At 37.3% G+C, this 16577-nt stretch carries 15 protein-coding genes and 1 other RNA gene; 6 read left to right on the forward strand and 10 right to left on the reverse strand.

Translation table 11 applies throughout. The features are described from left to right. The first annotated feature begins 20 nt into the window (after positions 1-20). Entirely contained in the window at positions 21-2210 is a 2190-nt protein-coding gene (gene priA / locus RHO14_00060) for a primosomal protein N' (GenBank protein ID WVD71217.1), read from the forward strand. An 86-nt stretch (positions 2211-2296) separates the two neighbouring features. On the opposite strand, the gene fbaA is transcribed toward priA, so the two are convergent. Continuing rightward, complete coding sequence (gene fbaA / locus RHO14_00065; GenBank protein ID WVD71218.1) at positions 2297-3376, reverse strand: class II fructose-bisphosphate aldolase; 1080 nt, start codon at positions 3374-3376, stop codon at positions 2297-2299. 77 nt (positions 3377-3453) lie between these two features. After that, a complete protein-coding gene (gene pgk / locus RHO14_00070) occupies positions 3454-4614 on the reverse strand; it encodes a phosphoglycerate kinase (GenBank protein WVD71219.1) in 1161 nt (386 codons plus the stop codon). 188 nt (positions 4615-4802) lie between these two features. On the opposite strand from pgk, the gene rpsT reads away from it, so the two are divergent. The 4 genes from rpsT (at position 4803) to dtd (ending at position 7157) form a co-directional block, all read left to right on the forward strand. Further along, positions 4803-5066 carry a 30S ribosomal protein S20 gene (gene rpsT / locus RHO14_00075; protein ID WVD71220.1) on the forward strand — a complete coding sequence of 88 codons (264 nt, stop codon included), beginning with the start codon at positions 4803-4805 and terminating at the stop codon, positions 5064-5066. Positions 5067-5194: 128 nt separating this feature from the next. Beyond that, positions 5195-5836, forward strand: a complete 642-nt coding sequence (locus tag RHO14_00080; GenBank protein WVD71221.1) for an SPOR domain-containing protein — start codon at positions 5195-5197, stop codon at positions 5834-5836. 23 nt (positions 5837-5859) lie between these two features. Next, positions 5860-6726 carry a virulence factor BrkB family protein gene (locus tag RHO14_00085; protein WVD71222.1) on the forward strand — a complete coding sequence of 289 codons (867 nt, stop codon included), beginning with the start codon at positions 5860-5862 and terminating at the stop codon, positions 6724-6726. Next, positions 6723-7157, forward strand: a complete 435-nt coding sequence (dtd, locus tag RHO14_00090; GenBank protein ID WVD71223.1) for a D-aminoacyl-tRNA deacylase — start codon at positions 6723-6725, stop codon at positions 7155-7157. Before RHO14_00085 ends, dtd begins: the two co-directional genes overlap by 4 nt. A 1-nt stretch (position 7158) precedes the next feature. Here the strand turns inward: dtd and RHO14_00095 are convergent, their stop codons facing one another. From RHO14_00095 to RHO14_00105, 3 genes are all read right to left on the reverse strand, one after another. Further along, entirely contained in the window at positions 7159-7713 is a 555-nt protein-coding gene (locus RHO14_00095) for an MltR family transcriptional regulator (protein ID WVD71224.1), read from the reverse strand. A 16-nt stretch (positions 7714-7729) separates the two neighbouring features. Further along, a complete protein-coding gene (locus RHO14_00100; protein WVD71225.1) occupies positions 7730-8890 on the reverse strand; it encodes a mannitol-1-phosphate 5-dehydrogenase in 1161 nt (386 codons plus the stop codon). Positions 8891-8965: 75 nt separating this feature from the next. Continuing rightward, positions 8966-10843, reverse strand: coding sequence for a PTS mannitol transporter subunit IICBA (locus tag RHO14_00105; GenBank protein WVD71226.1), 1878 nt, complete (start codon positions 10841-10843; stop codon positions 8966-8968). A gap of 238 nt (positions 10844-11081) precedes the next feature. Between RHO14_00105 and rnpB the strand changes: the two genes are divergently transcribed. Beyond that, an RNA gene (gene rnpB, locus RHO14_00110) (RNase P RNA component class A) lies at positions 11082-11464 on the forward strand. Between the two features lie 3 nt (positions 11465-11467). Here rnpB and RHO14_00115 read toward each other — a convergent pair. Genes RHO14_00115 through mreC form a run of 5 tightly spaced genes read right to left on the reverse strand, consistent with a single transcriptional unit; the run spans position 11468 to position 16527 of the window. After that, complete coding sequence (locus tag RHO14_00115; protein WVD71227.1) at positions 11468-12151, reverse strand: DedA family protein; 684 nt, start codon at positions 12149-12151, stop codon at positions 11468-11470. 30 nt (positions 12152-12181) lie between these two features. Then, positions 12182-13639: a metalloprotease TldD gene (tldD, locus tag RHO14_00120; GenBank protein WVD71228.1), complete on the reverse strand. Its 1458-nt coding sequence runs from the start codon at positions 13637-13639 to the stop codon at positions 12182-12184. A 50-nt stretch (positions 13640-13689) separates the two neighbouring features. Beyond that, complete coding sequence (gene rng / locus RHO14_00125) at positions 13690-15165, reverse strand: ribonuclease G (GenBank protein ID WVD71229.1); 1476 nt, start codon at positions 15163-15165, stop codon at positions 13690-13692. A gap of 11 nt (positions 15166-15176) precedes the next feature. Continuing rightward, a complete protein-coding gene (gene mreD, locus RHO14_00130; GenBank protein WVD71230.1) occupies positions 15177-15665 on the reverse strand; it encodes a rod shape-determining protein MreD in 489 nt (162 codons plus the stop codon). Continuing rightward, a complete protein-coding gene (gene mreC, locus RHO14_00135) occupies positions 15658-16527 on the reverse strand; it encodes a rod shape-determining protein MreC (GenBank protein WVD71231.1) in 870 nt (289 codons plus the stop codon). Before mreC ends, mreD begins: the two co-directional genes overlap by 8 nt. Positions 16528-16577: the final 50 nt, after the last annotated feature.

Consider the following 16577-nt stretch of genomic DNA (forward strand, 5'->3'; position numbering starts at 1 on the left):
CATCACAACTATCATTAATTATGCTCATTGCAAAAATTGTACTGCCGATTCGGCTACATCAAACGTTTGACTATATTGTGCCAGAGCAACTAGCGAATGTCGTTATGATTGGGCAGCGTGTAAAAATTCCATTTGGTAATCGTCATGCAGTTGGCATTATTACCGCTATTAGTAACCATAGCCAGTACGATATTAGTAAACTAAAAACTATTAGTGAACTCATTGATCAGCAATCCTTATTCACAAATAAGTTATGGAAATTTTTACTATGGGCTGCTGGTTATTATCACTATCCGCTAGGTGAAGTGCTATTTCATGCATTGCCAATTTTATTGAGGCAAGGTAAAGCTGCAACTCAATTAGAAACATTAATCTGGCAACTTACGACTGCAGGTAAAATGGTTGATAGTAAAAGCCTTGCTCGTTCAGTTAAACAGCAAGCGTTATTAAGCCTAATGCAAGCTGGTAGTGAAATTGAGCCAAGCCACTTTTCGCCAGCAGTATACAAAGGGCTAAACGATAAAGGACTTATCGAAAAAATAGCAGTCATGTCTAAAATCGATAGCTGGCAACATAATATTTCATTTAATCCGAGCCCTTTTGAACTTAATTCTCAGCAAATTAGCGCAATTGATAGCATCAATCAACAATGTGATAAATTTAGCGTATTTTTACTTGAAGGCGTTACGGGTTCGGGTAAAACGGAAGTCTATCTACAATCGATTGAAGCCGTTATTTTACAAGGTAAACAAGTTCTTGTATTAGTGCCTGAAATTGGTTTAACGCCGCAAACAATTAAACGATTTCAAGAACGATTTAATGTGCCAGTTGTTATGTTACATTCAGCGATGAGTGAAAAAGCACGCCTATCAGCGTGGCTACAGTGCAAAGAAGGTGATATTGCTATCGTAATCGGTACGAGGTCGGCACTATTTTCACCGTTTAAACAACTCGGCATGATTATTATCGATGAAGAGCACGATCCCTCTTATAAACAGCAAGAAGGCTGGCGTTATCATGCCCGTGATTTAGCAATTGTTCGCGCTAAAATGGAAAATATTCCGATTGTTTTAGGTTCAGCAACCCCATCACTTGAAACACTCAATAATGCAAAAGCAGATCGCTATCAGTATTTACGTTTAACCGAGCGTGCCGGTAATGCCAGCCTTGCTAAACAAACGGTATTGGATATTAAAGGATTGGTATTAGCAGCAGGATTATCGCAGCCGTTGATTGCTCAAATTAAAAAGCACTTAGCGGATAATAATCAGGTGATTTTATTTTTAAATCGCCGCGGATTTTCGCCATTATTAATTTGCCATGATTGTGGCTGGATCGCCGAATGCCCACGCTGTGATAAGCCCTATACCTATCATCAAAAACAGCATAAGTTAATTTGTCACCATTGTGACAGTCATCGCGCGATCCCCAGTCAATGCCCAAAATGTGGTTCAACGCATTTAGTGCCAATTGGGTTTGGTACTGAGCAGTTAGAGCTACAATTAAATCAGTTATTCCCTGATATTCCCGTTAGTCGTATTGATCGCGATTCTACCGCAAAAAAAGGCGCTTTAGATCATTATCTAAAAGAGATTAATCAGGGCGGTAAACATATTTTAGTCGGTACTCAAATTTTAGCCAAAGGCCATCATTTTCCGGATGTGACATTAGTTGGTATTATTGATGTTGATGGCGCACTATTTTCGAGTGATTTTAGGGCAACTGAACGCTTTGCCCAGCTCTATACTCAAGTTTCAGGGCGAGCGGGCCGAGAAAATAAAGCGGGTGAAGTTATTTTACAAACCTATCATCCCGATCACCCATTACTTAATATTCTTTTACAGCAAGGGTATCAAGCCTTTGCTGAGCAAACTTTATTAGAGCGGAAAATCACCAGTCTTCCCCCTTTTAGTTTTCAAGCACTGATCCATGCAGCTGATCGTAATAATCAATATGCACCACAATTTCTACAAAAAATTACTGATTGGCTTAGAAATCAATTTAACGATAATGCCCTTTGGTTACTCGGCCCTGCGCCAGCAAATCAACCGAAAAGAGCGGGATACAATCGTTGGCAACTCTTATTACAACATACCGAGCGCAATAAATTACAACAAGTATTAAGTCAGTTAGTTAGAGAGATCGAAGGCTGGCCAGAAATTAAAAATCTACGCTGGAGCATTGATGTTGATCCAATTGAAGGTTGGTAGCGCTTTTTAAGCACGATCAAAAATAATCAATAAAAAAACCGCAACATTATTAATGTTACGGTTTTAATTTATAACGCATTTAAAAACTATAATACGTCGATCGCATTAAGTTCTTTAAATGCTAATTCTAAACGCGCAATCATTGACTCTTCACCTTTACGTAACCAAACGCGTGGATCGTAGTATTTTTTATTTGGTGAATCAGTGCCTTCAGGATTACCTAATTGACCTTGTAGGTAAGCTTCGTTAGCTTTATAGTAATTTAATACGCCTTCCCAGTTAGCCCACTGAGTATCAGTATCAATATTCATTTTAACAACGCCATAGCTGACTGCTTCAGCAATCTCTTCAGCCGTTGAGCCTGAACCACCATGGAATACAAAGTTTAATGATTTTTCAGGTAAACCAAATTTTTCTGACACATATTTTTGTGAGTTATCTAAAATTTTCGGTGTTAATTTAACATTACCTGGTTTATAAACGCCATGAACGTTACCAAATGAAGCCGCAATAGTGAAACGTGGGCTGATAGCATTTAGTCTTTCATAAGCATAAGCGATATCTTCTGGTTGCGTATAAAGTGCAGAGCTATCCATATGGCTATTATCAACACCATCTTCTTCACCACCAGTACAGCCAAGTTCAAGTTCTAAAGTCATACCTAAAGACTTCATACGAGCTAAATATTGGCAGCATAAGTCGATATTATCTTTTAGGCTTTCTTCTGATAAATCGATCATATGAGATGAGAATAATGGTTTACCAGTACGTGCAAAGTGCGCTTCACCCGCGTCTAATAGGCCATCAACCCATGGTAGTAATTTTTTAGCACAGTGATCAGTATGAACAATAACTGGAACACCGTATTTTTCAGCAACTAAATGCACATGTTTTGCGCCCGATACTGCACCAAGAACAGCAGCACCTTGACCTTCTAATTTTAGACCTTTACCGGCAATGAATTGTGCTCCACCATTTGAGAATTGCACAACAACGGGTGCGCGAACTTTAGCAGCAGTTTCAATTACAGCGTTGATTGTATCAGTATTTACACAGTTAACAGCAGGTAGTGCAAATTTATTGTCACGTGCAATTTGAAATACTTTTTGAACGTCATCGCCAGTTACAACACCCGGTTTGATTACATCTGAAATCTTAGTAGCCATTATTTTTTACCTATCGATTTTTTTTTATAAAATACAAAAAGAAAAGGATGAAGTACCCTTCATCCTTAATTACAACATTATTTGCCTCTAGCTTCTAGCATAGCGACAGCTGGAAGTGTTTTTCCTTCAACAAACTCAAGGAATGCACCGCCACCCGTTGAGATATATGAAATTTTATCTTCAATACCAAATAGATCAATTGCAGCAAGCGTATCACCGCCACCCGCGATTGAAAATCCAGCGCTATCGGCAATTGCTTTAGCAACGATTTCGGTACCACGGCGGAAATTAGGGAACTCAAATACTCCAACAGGGCCATTCCAAAGAATCGTTTTAGCGTTTTTAATAATTTTTGCTAATTCTTCCGCAGACGCATCACCAATATCAAGAATTTGTTCGTTTTCTTTAACATCTTTAACTGATTTTAATGTTGCACTTGCACTTTCACTAAATTCAGTTGCAACGCGCACATCAGTTGGGACAGGTATTTGACATTGTGCCATTAATTTTTTTGCTTCTGGAACTAAATCAGCTTCATAAAGTGATTTACCCACATTGTAGCCTTCAGCTGCAATAAAGGTATTAGCAATGCCGCCACCAACAATAATTTGATCCGCAATTTTTGATAATGAATCAAGTACGGTCAATTTAGTTGAAACTTTAGAACCCGCAACAATTGCAATCATAGGACGAGCCGGTTTATCTAACGCTTTACCTAACGCATCAAGCTCAGCGGCGAGTAGTGGGCCTGCGCAAGCGATAGGTGCAAATTTACCTGCGCCATGAGTTGATGCTTGAGCACGGTGAGCAGTACCAAATGCATCCATTACATAGATATCACATAATGCAGCATATTTTTTTGATAATGCTTCATCATCTTTACCTTCGCCTTTATTGAAACGAACATTTTCAAGGACAACTAATTCACCCTCTTTTACATCTACACCATCAAGATAATCTTTAACAAGGCGCACAGGGAAACTAACGTGCGCTTTTAAATAATCAACTACAGGTTGTAGAGAATATTCAGGGTTATATTCACCTTCCGTTGGACGACCAATATGCGAGGTAACCATTACTTTTGCGCCTTGTTTAATAGCAAGTTCGATTGTTGGTAATGATGCACGAATACGCGCGTCTGATGTGACTTTGCCATCTTTAACTGGAACATTAAGATCCGAACGAATAAAAATACGTTTACCTTTAAGCTCAAGATCCGTCATTTTAATAATAGCCATGAAATTTCCTCTTTCTAAAATAGATAATTCACAAAATTAGGGGTATTTTAGCACAAAAATTTTAAGGCAGATCAATTTAAAAAATGATTTATCGAAAATTTCTTATTGACAAAATAACTCAAATAAGGCATATTTCGTCGCCTTAATGATAATTATATTTATTAGTTCATCTAATTTGGGAGTTGACCTTGGCTAACATCAAATCAGCTAAGAAGCGTGCAGTTCAGTCTGAAAAACGCCGTAAACACAATGCTAGTCGTCGTTCGATGATGCGTACTTATATCAAAAAAGTATATGCAGCTATCGCAGCTGGTGATAAAGAATCAGCGCAAGTAGCGTATAAAGATATGCAGGAAATCGTTGATCGTCAAGCGGCTCGTGGTTTAATCCACAAAAACAAAGCAGCGCGCCATAAAGCGAATTTAGTTAAGCAAATTAACGCAATTGCATAATGCTTAATAAAAAATAATAACATTAATTTCGGTTTTTGTTATTAAATTTAATAAAAAGTGGTGAAAGCCACTTTTTTTATTTGTATACTATTCACAATTAATTAAAACCGAATTGAAGAGAGTATAGTGTGGCGCAACGTGATTATGTCAAAAAAAAGGCAAAAGTAAAAAATACTTCACGTGTTATTCCAAATTTAATGATGGCAATTGCCGTATTATTAGTCATTTTATTTGCTGCTATTTTATATTTCGTTTCAACCAATAAACCCAATAAACCTGCTGCAACCCCGCAAATTGTAACCCAAAAACCACAAGCAACTTTACCTGATAAGCCCGAAGAGCGCTGGACCTATTTAAAAGAATTAGAAAATCCAAATAGCCATAATCAAACGATTATCCCTCCGGTATCAAAATCAGTACAAGAAAAAGAGCGTCAACAAATTTTAAATAGCTTTATTAACGATAAACAAACAAGTTCAACCGCTAGCAATCAAGCTCAAACCAACACTGCGCCACCAGCAGTAGTAACGCAGCCAAATACCGCAGCGCAAGCCGGGAATTGGCTACTGCAATGTGGTGCATTTAAAGATAAAGCCAATGCAGAATCGCTACAAGCCAAATTAGCAATGATTGGTATGGCAAGTTTTGTACAAAGCGATAAATTTCACCGGGTACTTGTTGGGCCTTATAAGTTAAAAACAGATGCAGAAAAAGCGATAATAACATTAAAAAATAATGGTATAAATAGCTGTATCACAACCTTAAAATAGTGCTTTACTGATAGGTAAAATTAATGAATTTAACTAAATGTAATTTGAGAGAAAATACTACTAGCCTCAAACGTTTTCTCACTATTTTATGGCAGCGTATTAACCATGATCGCTTAACAACGTCGGCGGCAAGCCTTGCATACACATCAATTTTAGCGTTAGTACCTCTAATTACTGTCATTTTCTCACTTTTATCAGCTTTCCCTATCTTTAACGAAGCAAGCCAGGCGCTACGGCAATTGGTTTATGATAATTTAGCACCAGCAGCGAGTGACACTATTCAACAATATCTCGATCAATTTATTGCTAATAGTAATCGGATGACTGTATTTGGTATTATTGGCTTAGTTGTAACCTCTTTACTATTAATTAGCTCTATTGATAGCGTTCTTAATTTTATTTGGCGCACAAAACGTAGGCGTTCCTTTACTTATAAGCTAACCATGTACTGGACGGTATTAACATTAGGTCCTATTTTAATTGGTGCTAGTGTTGCAATTAGTTCATATATATTTTCAACGAAGTGGTTATCAGATACGACAATAAGTCATTTATTGATAGGTTTTTTACCTTTTATGATTTCCGTTGTTGGTTTTTGGTTACTTTACTGTATCGTACCAACAGAGCCAGTGCCAACTAAAGAGTCTATTGTCGGGGCTATCATTGCCGCAGTATTATTTGAGCTAGGTAAAAAAGTATTTACCCTATATGTGACCTCGTTCCCAACTTATCAATTGATTTATGGCGTATTATCATCGATACCTTTATTACTCATTTGGAACTATTTTTCATGGTGTATTATTTTGTTTGGTGCTGAATTTGCTGCCGCATTAGCTGACTATAATCAACAACAAAAAACTCAAATATCAACTGATGATGGTGAAAAATGATTGCACTAATACAACGCGTAAAATATGCCAGTGTTTCGGTCAATGAGCAAATTGTTGGCAAAATAGATCATGGCTTATTAGTATTATTAGGTGTTGAGAAAGAAGATACCGAGCAAAAGGCATCAAGGCTTTGTGAGAAAGTACTTGGTTATCGTATTTTTAGCGATAATGAAGGTAAAATGAATCTTAATGTTAAGCAAGCTAACGGTAATATTTTAGTTGTCTCTCAGTTTACGTTAGCCGCCGATACTCAAAAAGGTATGAGGCCAAGTTTTACAAAAGGTGCCACGCCCAATCAGGCGAAAACATTATATGAATATTTCGTTAATCAATGCCAACAACAAATTCTAACTCAGACCGGAATTTTTGCTGCTGATATGCAAGTTTCACTGCTTAACGATGGTCCTGTGACCTTTTGGTTACAAGCTTAATTTACTCCTGGATAAAGTAAAGTTCCTGCTTTTGGGTGAGACGAACAACTAGAGTTGTTATCGCAATGATTAATGCAGATCGAATCATTTGCTGGTAACGCTGCTTATATATTGAAGACTTCATGCTATCAACAATTCCAACATCACTTGATATCATTTTTTGGTTAACAAGATTAGGTGGCAATGTCATATCATGTAGTAAACTTATCGGGCCTAGAATTTCGTCATCAACAAAAGAATAATCGGTTTCTTTATCAAGCTCTAACTCATCAAGAATCGCCATAATAAGCTCAATATCTTCATATTCCTCACCAGTAATCATACCTAAAGCATAAAGCAACTTTAGCCTTACCGATAAATCATTAAGTGGGCCACGATTGCCCACTAATGAAGGGATCACAAATTTGATGGCATGCTTCTCTTTACGAAAAGATTTCATCATTAACTGATCTATACTCTGGCCAATAATATCCATAGCGTCAATCAACAGATCATGAATACCGATGCGTTGATTTAACCGTTCTAGAATATCGTCTTCTTGTAAATTTTCTAACATGAGTATCGTTTAAAAATTAAAAGTCCTTTTTTTGCATAAGATCATAAATCTTAGCAACTTTAGCAATTACGGGATTATTAATCTCAATCGTTGATATTTGGCTAAATGCTTTATCAATCCCTTGCTTAGCAATAATATCAGCAAGTTCAATTGCCTGCTCATCATCATAATTACGATAGTTTAAAGCTGCGGCAATACCAATTTGTAAATTATTGCTACATAATTGATATTCAAATGTCCCTAATAACGGTTTCACTAATCTGTCTGATGGACTTAATTTTCTTAATGGCTGGCGGCCTACCCTTGCAGTATCATCATGTAAATAAGGGTTTTCAAAGCGTGTTAAAATTTTCTCAATATAAGCGATATGCTTAACTTCATCAAAATTATAACGGTTAATAAGCACCTGCCCACTTTCTTCCATAGCGCCACGGGCAATCAATCGAATTCGTTCATCAAGGATAGCGTCTCGAATCGTTGTTAATCCGTAGTAATGACCTAAATAAGCCGTAATCGCATGTCCTGTATTAAGGGTAAATAACTTACGCTCAACAAAAGCCATTAAATTGTCAGTAGGCTCCATACCCGAAATTATCGGTACAGATCCTTTAAATTGCGTTTCATCAACAATCCACTCTGAAAATGTCTCAACTGTAACTTCTAAAATATCGCCTGTTTTTGATGTTGCAGGAGGAACGATACGATCAACTGCTGAATCAACAAAGCCAACATATTGATTAACCCAATCATGGTATTGAGCGGGTAACACAGCAAAAATATGCTCTTTAAATTGGCTCGTTCCACGCACCATGTTTTCACACGCAATAATATTTAGTGGTAAAGTATTATTAGACTCAAAACGGGCGATTAAGCCCTTAGCAACAGCGCTTGCAATACGAGGTAATATTTGTGGGCCAACAGCTGTTGTAACTAGGTCAACTTTAGCGATTTTATCAATAACGTCATCTGATTGGCTATTTATCGCATCAACGCCAATAACAACTTCTGTCGTCGCACATTCACCGACAACATTTACTGGATATTGATGCCTTGCATTTAATTCGTCAACAATTGCCTGATTAACATCGGCAAATGTCACTTTTATCCCTGCATCAGCTAATAGTTTGCCAATAAAACCTCGACCAATATTACCCGCACCAAAATGTAAAACTTGCATAACTTCAACCTTAATTATCTTATTTCGTTATCTATTAATGATAGTTTAATGGCAAAATAAAGAAGATATTTACCATTAAGCTAACACTACCAGTACTTCATTAATATCGTTGGTATTGACTAATTTCTCTATAATTGATGGATCATCAAGTGCACTCGTTAATTTAGCAATAACATCAAGGTGCTCATTATTTCGAGCGGCTATTGCAATAACTAAACGGGCTTTATCATCTTGCGTTTCACCAAACACGACGCCTTGAGGATATTGGCAAAAGACAATCCCGGTTTTAAGTACTTTGTCTTTAGCTTCAATTGTACCATGCGGCACAGCGATTGACTCACCAAGGTATGTACTAGTTAATGCTTCTCTAGCAAACATTGCATCAATATAATCGTCTTCAACATAACCCAATTTAACTAATTGTTCCCCTGCAAAGCGAATTGCTTCTTCTTTCGTACTTGCGTTAAGGCCAAGAAATACATCATTTTGTGTTAAACGAAAAATCGGAGTTTCATCTTGCTCTGCTTGAGCTTTAACTTCAACAACGGCCGATGTAGTTTGTTGTTCTTTTAAGGATTCAACAAGTTGATTGTATAAATCGCTATCAAGGAAATTAACTAGTGAAATATGATGTGCATTTGGTGCATGTTGCTTAGCGCGTTCAGTCAAATCTCGATGTGTAATAACGATATCAACATCGGTTGGTAAGTTATTTATTGCTAAATTAGTAACTGATATATTTAAGCCCGCGTCTTTTACTTTTTTATTTAAAACGCCTGCGCCCATTGCACTCGATCCCATACCTGCATCACAAGCAACAATAATTTTTTTCACCAACGCCAGATCAAACTCATTAGAATCATCGAGGCCTTTTGATTGGCTTTTCATTTTTTTGATATTTGCTTGTGCATCATCAAGGCTTTTTTCAGTATTTTTAGTTGTTTTTAAAAGTATCGCTGATGCAACAAAGGTCACAACTGCTGCGGCAATAACTGAAGCAATAACGCCTATTAATGAACTTTTTGGTGCTACAGCAAGTACCGCAATAATTGAGCCTGGTGAGGCTGGTGAACTTAAGCCAGCATTAAATAGTGTTAAGGTGAAAATACCCGTCATACCACCTAAAATCATTGCAATAATTAAACGAGGGTTCATTAATACATAAGGGAAGTAAATTTCATGAATGCCACCAAAGAACTGGATAATCGCAGCACCGCCTGCAGAACTTTTAGCCGCCCCTTTACCAAATACCATATAAGCAAGTAAAAGTCCAAGCCCTGGTCCAGGGTTTGCTTCAATTAAAAAGAAAATTGATTTAGAATGCTCAGCAACTTGCTGAATCCCTAACGGCGAAAAAATACCGTGATTAATGGCATTATTTAAGAATAAAATTTTAGCTGGTTCAACAATAATCGAGGTTAATGGCAATAGATTTGCCTGCACCATAAAGTCGACGCCATAAGATAATACTTCCGATGCTCGAACTACACATGGGCCAATAGCAAAAAAAGCAAGTAAGGCTAGGATCATGCCAAGAATACCGGAAGAGAAATTATTAACTAACATCTCAAAACCGCTTCTAACTTTACCTTCAATTATTTGGTCAAATTTCTTAATTACCCAACCGCCAAGTGGCCCAACAATCATGGCACCTAAGAACATCGGGATTTCGGAACCAACAATTACGCCCATGGTAGTAATTGCTCCGACAACCGCACCACGTTCACCATAAACCAACTTACCACCTGTATAGCCAATTAATAGTGGTAGTAAATATGAAATCATAGGTCCTATTAGCTGTGCTACTATTTGATTAGGAAACCATCCTGAAGGGTAAAGAAAAATAGCAGTAATAAAACCCCAAGCAATAAAAGCACCAATATTTGGCATCACCATATTACTTAGGAAGCGTCCAAAATTCTGGACTTTCAATTTGATATTTGATTTAGACATAGTTTATCTCATTTGTATGGGTCAATATGCGCACATTGTACGCATTAACTTGTATGCAATTCATCAATATTTAATTGTAAATGTGATCTCAATCACACTTTAAAAATCACTCAAAATTAGCAAGCGTGATCTAGATCACATAATTTAAGATTTATGCCGTATGAAACGCAAAAAGTAACAATATATCGGGTGACTAAAAACATTTACAATAAGCCATTATTAGCGTATCCTCCCTATCGAAATCAACCAGACAATCGCTGCTTTGTCGTCGTCCTTCGGGAAACAGACAGAGGGGAGGAAAGTCCGGGCTCCATAGGGCAGAGTGCCAGGTAACGCCTGGGGAGCTTTTGCGAGAGCGAAAGTTCACGACAAGTGCAACAGAGAGTATACCGCCGATGGCTCATTTATGAGATCAGGTAAGGGTGAAAGGGTGCGGTAAGAGCGCACCGCGCAACTGGTAACAGTTGTGGCATGGTAAACTCCACTCGGAGCAAGGTCAAATAGGGATTCGCCGGCGTGGCCCACGCTGAATCCGGGTAGACTGCTTGAGCTAATGTGCGAACATTAGCCTAGATGAATGATTGTCCACGACAGAACCCGGCTTATCGGTTGATTTCTTTTTTCCTACTTTTTCTTTTCTACTGATTTATTTCTGGTAGCAAAATGGCGTTTTACAACTAACCAAATAGATGCAATTAAACCAAGTACTAATAAAAATACCGGAATTAGCATCAAAAATGTCATAAACTGTTTTTCGTACATCTTGAATAATGGTGAAAGACCAAATAAGTATCCTAAAGTGGTGATCAAGAAAATCCATAATGTCGCACTGACCCAGTTATAAATATGAAATCGCTTGCTGTGTAATCCCGATAAACCCGCCATAATAGGTAAAGCTGTGCGTACAAAGGCAATAAAACGCCCGATAAATAGCGCCTGTAATCCATATTTATGAAATAAAGTCTGTGTTCGAGCATGATATTTCGCAGGTAAGTGAGCCATCCAGCTTTTAACTAGCTTTGTGTTACCAAGCCAGCGCCCTTGAATATAACCAAGCCATGTACCTAATGCTGCACCAGCAATGAGTACAACATTGATTAAGCCAAAATGAAAAATATCTAAACTAATAAGTACACCAGTTAAAAATAATAAGCTATCACCTGGTAAAAAAGCCGCAGGTAAAATACCATTTTCTAATAGTAAAATGACAAATAACATCGCATAAAGCGTCCATAATACTTTAGGATCTCTTAAAACTTCGAGATTCATTGCCAAAAAAGCATGATAAAGTGTAATTATCGTTTCCATTTATGTCTTCATCCTATTAATACAAAATCACTAGCGGCTAATTGTACCGCCAACAGTTAAGTTATCTACCTTTAATGTTGGTTGACCAACTCCCACAGGTACGCTTTGTCCTGCTTTTCCACACACACCAACACCAATATCAAGCGCCATATCATCGGCAACCATTGAGATATTTTGCATCGCTTCAATACCAGAACCAATTAGCGTAGCCCCTTTAACAGGTTTTGTAATTTTTCCTTTCTCAATTAAATAGGCTTCAGAGGTAGAAAAAACAAATTGCCCAGAGGTAATATCGACTTGTCCACCAGCAAATCCTGGTGCATATAGACCATAATCAACACTGCTAATAATCTCATCAAATGTTGAGTCACCACCAAGCATATAGGTATTAGTCATTCTAGGCATAGGCAAATAAGAGTAACTTTCTCTTCGACCATTACCAGTTGACGCTGTGCCCATGAGTTTGGCATTTAATTTATCAAACATATAACCTTTTAAAATACCATTCTCAATAAGTACGGTTCGCTGCCCGGCAACGCCCTCATCATCAACGGTTAATGAGCCTCGTCGATCTTTTATCGTCGCATCATCAACAATTGTGCATAATTCAGAAGTAACTAATTGACCCATTTTACCAGAAAATACCGATGAATTTTTACGGTTAAAATCACCTTCAAGTCCATGCCCAACGGCTTCATGTAGAAGAACAGCCGGCCATCCAGCGCCGAGCACAACGGGCATGGCGCCTGCAGGCGCGGCCGTTGCGGATAATGCAACTAATGCTAAGCGAACAGCTTCTATCGTATAACTATCAGCCTGACTTTGACCCGTTAGAGGATTGATTGTAAAGAAATAATCATAGCTAAAACGCCCCCCTCCGCCACAGCTTCCTCTTTCTCGAACGCCATTTTCTTCAACTAAAACAGAGATAGATAATCTGACTAACGGACGAGAATCTGCCGCAAAGGTACCATCAGTTGCGGCAATTAAGATATCTTCATAACTACCAGAAAGGCTTGCTGTAACATCAATAACGCGCTTATCTAATGAGCGAGCTAATCTATCAACATGTTGCAACAATAAAATTTTGACGTCTTGCCCAATGCTATTTATCGGATTAAGGCTAGGATATATAGGCAGTTGCTCACCCGATTTTAATGGTGTTACAACTAATGGTGAAACATCATGAACAATACTTTGAGCTGCGACAGCACTTTGTTCGAGTTTGGCAAATGAAATTTGATCAGTATAAGCAAAACCGGTTTTATCGCCGGTGATCGCACGAATACCAACACCTTGATCTCGATGAAATGACGCATTATTGATGATTTTATCATCTAGCGCCCAGCTCTCATAATAACCCGATAAAAAATATACATCACCGTAATCAATTCGTCTGGCAGATAGTATATCAAGTAGATGAGTTAGATCACCATGCTTTAAATTATTTGCAGTAAGTAGTCGCTCACTGACCTCAGTTAATAACATAAATTCCTTAAAAGATATTAAAGATAATTACTTAATAGCAACAATACTCATTACATTAATACAACATCATATTGTTCTTGGATATATAATGGTTCGACCTTTACTTCAACTCGCTTGCTAACAAATAATTCAACTTCAGCCAATGTGTGAGACTCATCGGCGGTTAAAGCATTAGCTACGACAGTTGATGCATATACTAAGAAATATTCACTGCGATGAGCTTTATGCACACGCACAATTTCGCGTAAAATTTCATTACAAATCGTTTCAACAGATTTGACCATACCCCTACCATGGCAAGAGGGACACTCTTCACATAAGATATGTTCAATGCTTTCCCTTGTGCGCTTACGCGTCATTTCAACCAAACCTAAAGCAGAAAAGTTATTAACCGTTGTTTTAGCGCGATCTTTACTTAAAAAATCATGTAACGATTGTAATACTCGCTCGCGATGGATCTCTTCTTGCATATCGATAAAATCAATAATAACAATGCCGCCTAAATTTCGCAGGCGTAGTTGCCTTGCAATTGCAATCGTTGCTTCAATATTGGTATTAAAAATTGTTTCTTCAAGATTACGATGACCAACAAAAGCACCAGTATTAATATCAATTGTGGTCATTGCTTCGGTTTGATCAATAATTAAGTATCCGCCTGACTTGAGTTTTACTTTTCTATCTAATGCTCTTTGGATTTCATTTTCAATATCGTACAAATCAAAAATAGGAATATTACCTTTGTAATGTACCAATTTAGCCGTAATTTCAGGCATAAATTCTTGAGTAAATTCGGTTAATAAATCAAATGTTAGCTTTGAATCAACTAAAATTCTTTCAATTGGATCGCCGACAAAATCTCTTAAAATACGCTGAGATAAGTCTAGCTCACCATAAAGTAAGTTTTTACTTACTGGTCTAGACATTCTTTCTTGAATTTTCTTCCATAGACGATTTAAAAATGCGATATCTTGTTCTAGTTCATTTTGGTTCGCACCTTCAGCTGCGGTCCTGACAATAAAACCGCCATCATCTGTAATATATTTTTCAATGATCTGTTTTAAACGATTCCGTTCTTCTTCGCTTTCAATGCGCTGTGAAGTCGCAACATGAGCAGAGTTTGGGCCTGGCATAAAGACTAAATAACGAGACGGTAAAGTGATGTCAGTTGTCAGCCTTGCACCCTTAGTTCCTATTGGATCTTTTACTACCTGAACCATAAGATCTTGACCTTGGCGGACAAGTTCTGAGATATCTTTAACCTGAAACTGTTCTTGTTCACTATCTGAAACACATTCAGTATGCGGCATAATATCTGAAGCATGCAAAAATGCTGCCTTTTCAAGCCCTATATCAACAAATGCCGCTTGCATACCCGGTAAAATTCGAATAACTTTACCTTTATAAATATTACCGACAATGCCTCTTTTTGATTCTCTATCAACATGAATTTCTTGCAAGATCCCTTCTTCAACATAAGCAACGCGAGTTTCAGATGGCGTGACATTCATTAATAATTCAACAGACATAATATCCTCATTTAATCGATTGCAAAAATTTGCCTAATTTGTTGTAACAGCAAAAATACCCATATCCATATAAACGCATCAATAAATGCCGATAGAAAAACAAGCGGAGATAGAGTTATCATTTGGTATATGGCAATTTCAAATATAAACAGCAATAAATCATAAATAAGTGATAGGCCAAAGATAATAAACGACTGCTGCCACAAGGCTAAGTTTCTAACCAATTGAAATCTAAAAAGAACAAGATAAGCTATTAACGAAAAAATAAAGGCATGTACCCCAAGTACAGTCCCTAAAAATAGATCTAATATAATACCGACTAAAAATGCAGTTCCAATACCTACTCTGTGCGGCAACACGAATATCCAACTAACTAAAATTAGCATTAGCCAGTGTGGTTTTAAAAAATAAAATGATGCAGTCCATGGCATAACTTGCAGTAATAAACCAACAAATAAAGTCAGCCAAATCATCCAATAACTGTAGGCAGAATTATTCATTACTTAGTACCTCTTGGGTATTTTTAGGTGTAGCCGGCTTATTTTTATCATTCCACAATAATAATAGGTAACGTAACCGTTTTAAATCTGCGCTAGGTGTAGCTGAGATAATCGGTGTTGAGCCGTGTATATCGAGTTTAACAGAACTAACAACCGCAACGGGATAACCTTCCGGAAAGCGGCCATCAAGGCCAGAAGAGACCAATACATCGCCAACTTGAATATCAACATTATTAGGTAAAAAATCGAGTAAGAGATCATTATTACAACCATTACCAACTGCTACCACTCTCATATCATTGCGTAATACTTGTACCGGGATCGCATGTTGATAATCGCAAATTAAAATTGCACGACTAGTGTCATATGCTGTTTTATAAATTTGCCCAACAATGCCTTTTTCATCAAGAACTGGTTGTCCAACAAAAACATCATCTTTTGTACCTTTATTTAACATGATTTGATAAATATACGGATCTGTATCGGCAAGCAATACCTGAGCCACTTTTTTATATTCGTCGTGTTGTAAAGGAGAACCAAGCAAATCCCGAAGCCTATTATTTTCTCTTTTCAAATAAGCAAGTTGTAATAATTCACTTTGCTGACTTTGTAGTTCATTTTTTAAAGATGTATTTTCATCAAGAAGCACTTGCCTTGTTTTCGACATTTGCTCTAAGGAAGTAAACGTGGCTCTTGGTGAATTTGAGATATAGTATAAGGGAGAAATAATTGAATCTAAATAATAACGGGCAACAGAAAATGCCCGATAATTAACATCGCATACAATCAATAAGATAGCTAAAATTAATACGATAAATAGCTGAAAACCGAGTGGTGTTCCCTTAGTAAATAATCGTTTCATAGCGGGATCCACCGTTTAGAGATAAAAAAGTAGTTTTTCAACGCTACACA

The sequence above is a fragment of the Orbaceae bacterium lpD04 genome (assembly GCA_036251935.1).
GTDB classification, from domain to species: domain Bacteria; phylum Pseudomonadota; class Gammaproteobacteria; order Enterobacterales; family Orbaceae; genus Orbus; species Orbus wheelerorum.

Bases quoted from the DNA above. Each gene is read 5' to 3' on its own strand.
- mreC (WVD71231.1), bottom strand. From the start codon at position 16,527: ATGAAACGATTATTTACTAAGGGAACACCACTCGGTTTTCAGCTATTT.
- pgk (WVD71219.1), bottom strand. From the start codon at position 4,614: ATGGCTATTATTAAAATGACGGATCTTGAGCTTAAAGGTAAACGTATT.
- dtd (WVD71223.1), top strand. From the start codon at position 6,723: ATGATTGCACTAATACAACGCGTAAAATATGCCAGTGTTTCGGTCAAT.
- RHO14_00105 (WVD71226.1), bottom strand. From the start codon at position 10,843: ATGTCTAAATCAAATATCAAATTGAAAGTCCAGAATTTTGGACGCTTC.
- RHO14_00085 (WVD71222.1), top strand. From the start codon at position 5,860: ATGAATTTAACTAAATGTAATTTGAGAGAAAATACTACTAGCCTCAAA.
- fbaA (WVD71218.1), bottom strand. From the start codon at position 3,376: ATGGCTACTAAGATTTCAGATGTAATCAAACCGGGTGTTGTAACTGGC.
- priA (WVD71217.1), top strand. From the start codon at position 21: ATGCTCATTGCAAAAATTGTACTGCCGATTCGGCTACATCAAACGTTT.
- RHO14_00095 (WVD71224.1), bottom strand. From the start codon at position 7,713: ATGTTAGAAAATTTACAAGAAGACGATATTCTAGAACGGTTAAATCAA.
- RHO14_00100 (WVD71225.1), bottom strand. From the start codon at position 8,890: ATGCAAGTTTTACATTTTGGTGCGGGTAATATTGGTCGAGGTTTTATT.
- tldD (WVD71228.1), bottom strand. From the start codon at position 13,639: ATGTTATTAACTGAGGTCAGTGAGCGACTACTTACTGCAAATAATTTA.
- mreD (WVD71230.1), bottom strand. From the start codon at position 15,665: ATGAATAATTCTGCCTACAGTTATTGGATGATTTGGCTGACTTTATTT.
- RHO14_00115 (WVD71227.1), bottom strand. From the start codon at position 12,151: ATGGAAACGATAATTACACTTTATCATGCTTTTTTGGCAATGAATCTC.
- rng (WVD71229.1), bottom strand. From the start codon at position 15,165: ATGTCTGTTGAATTATTAATGAATGTCACGCCATCTGAAACTCGCGTT.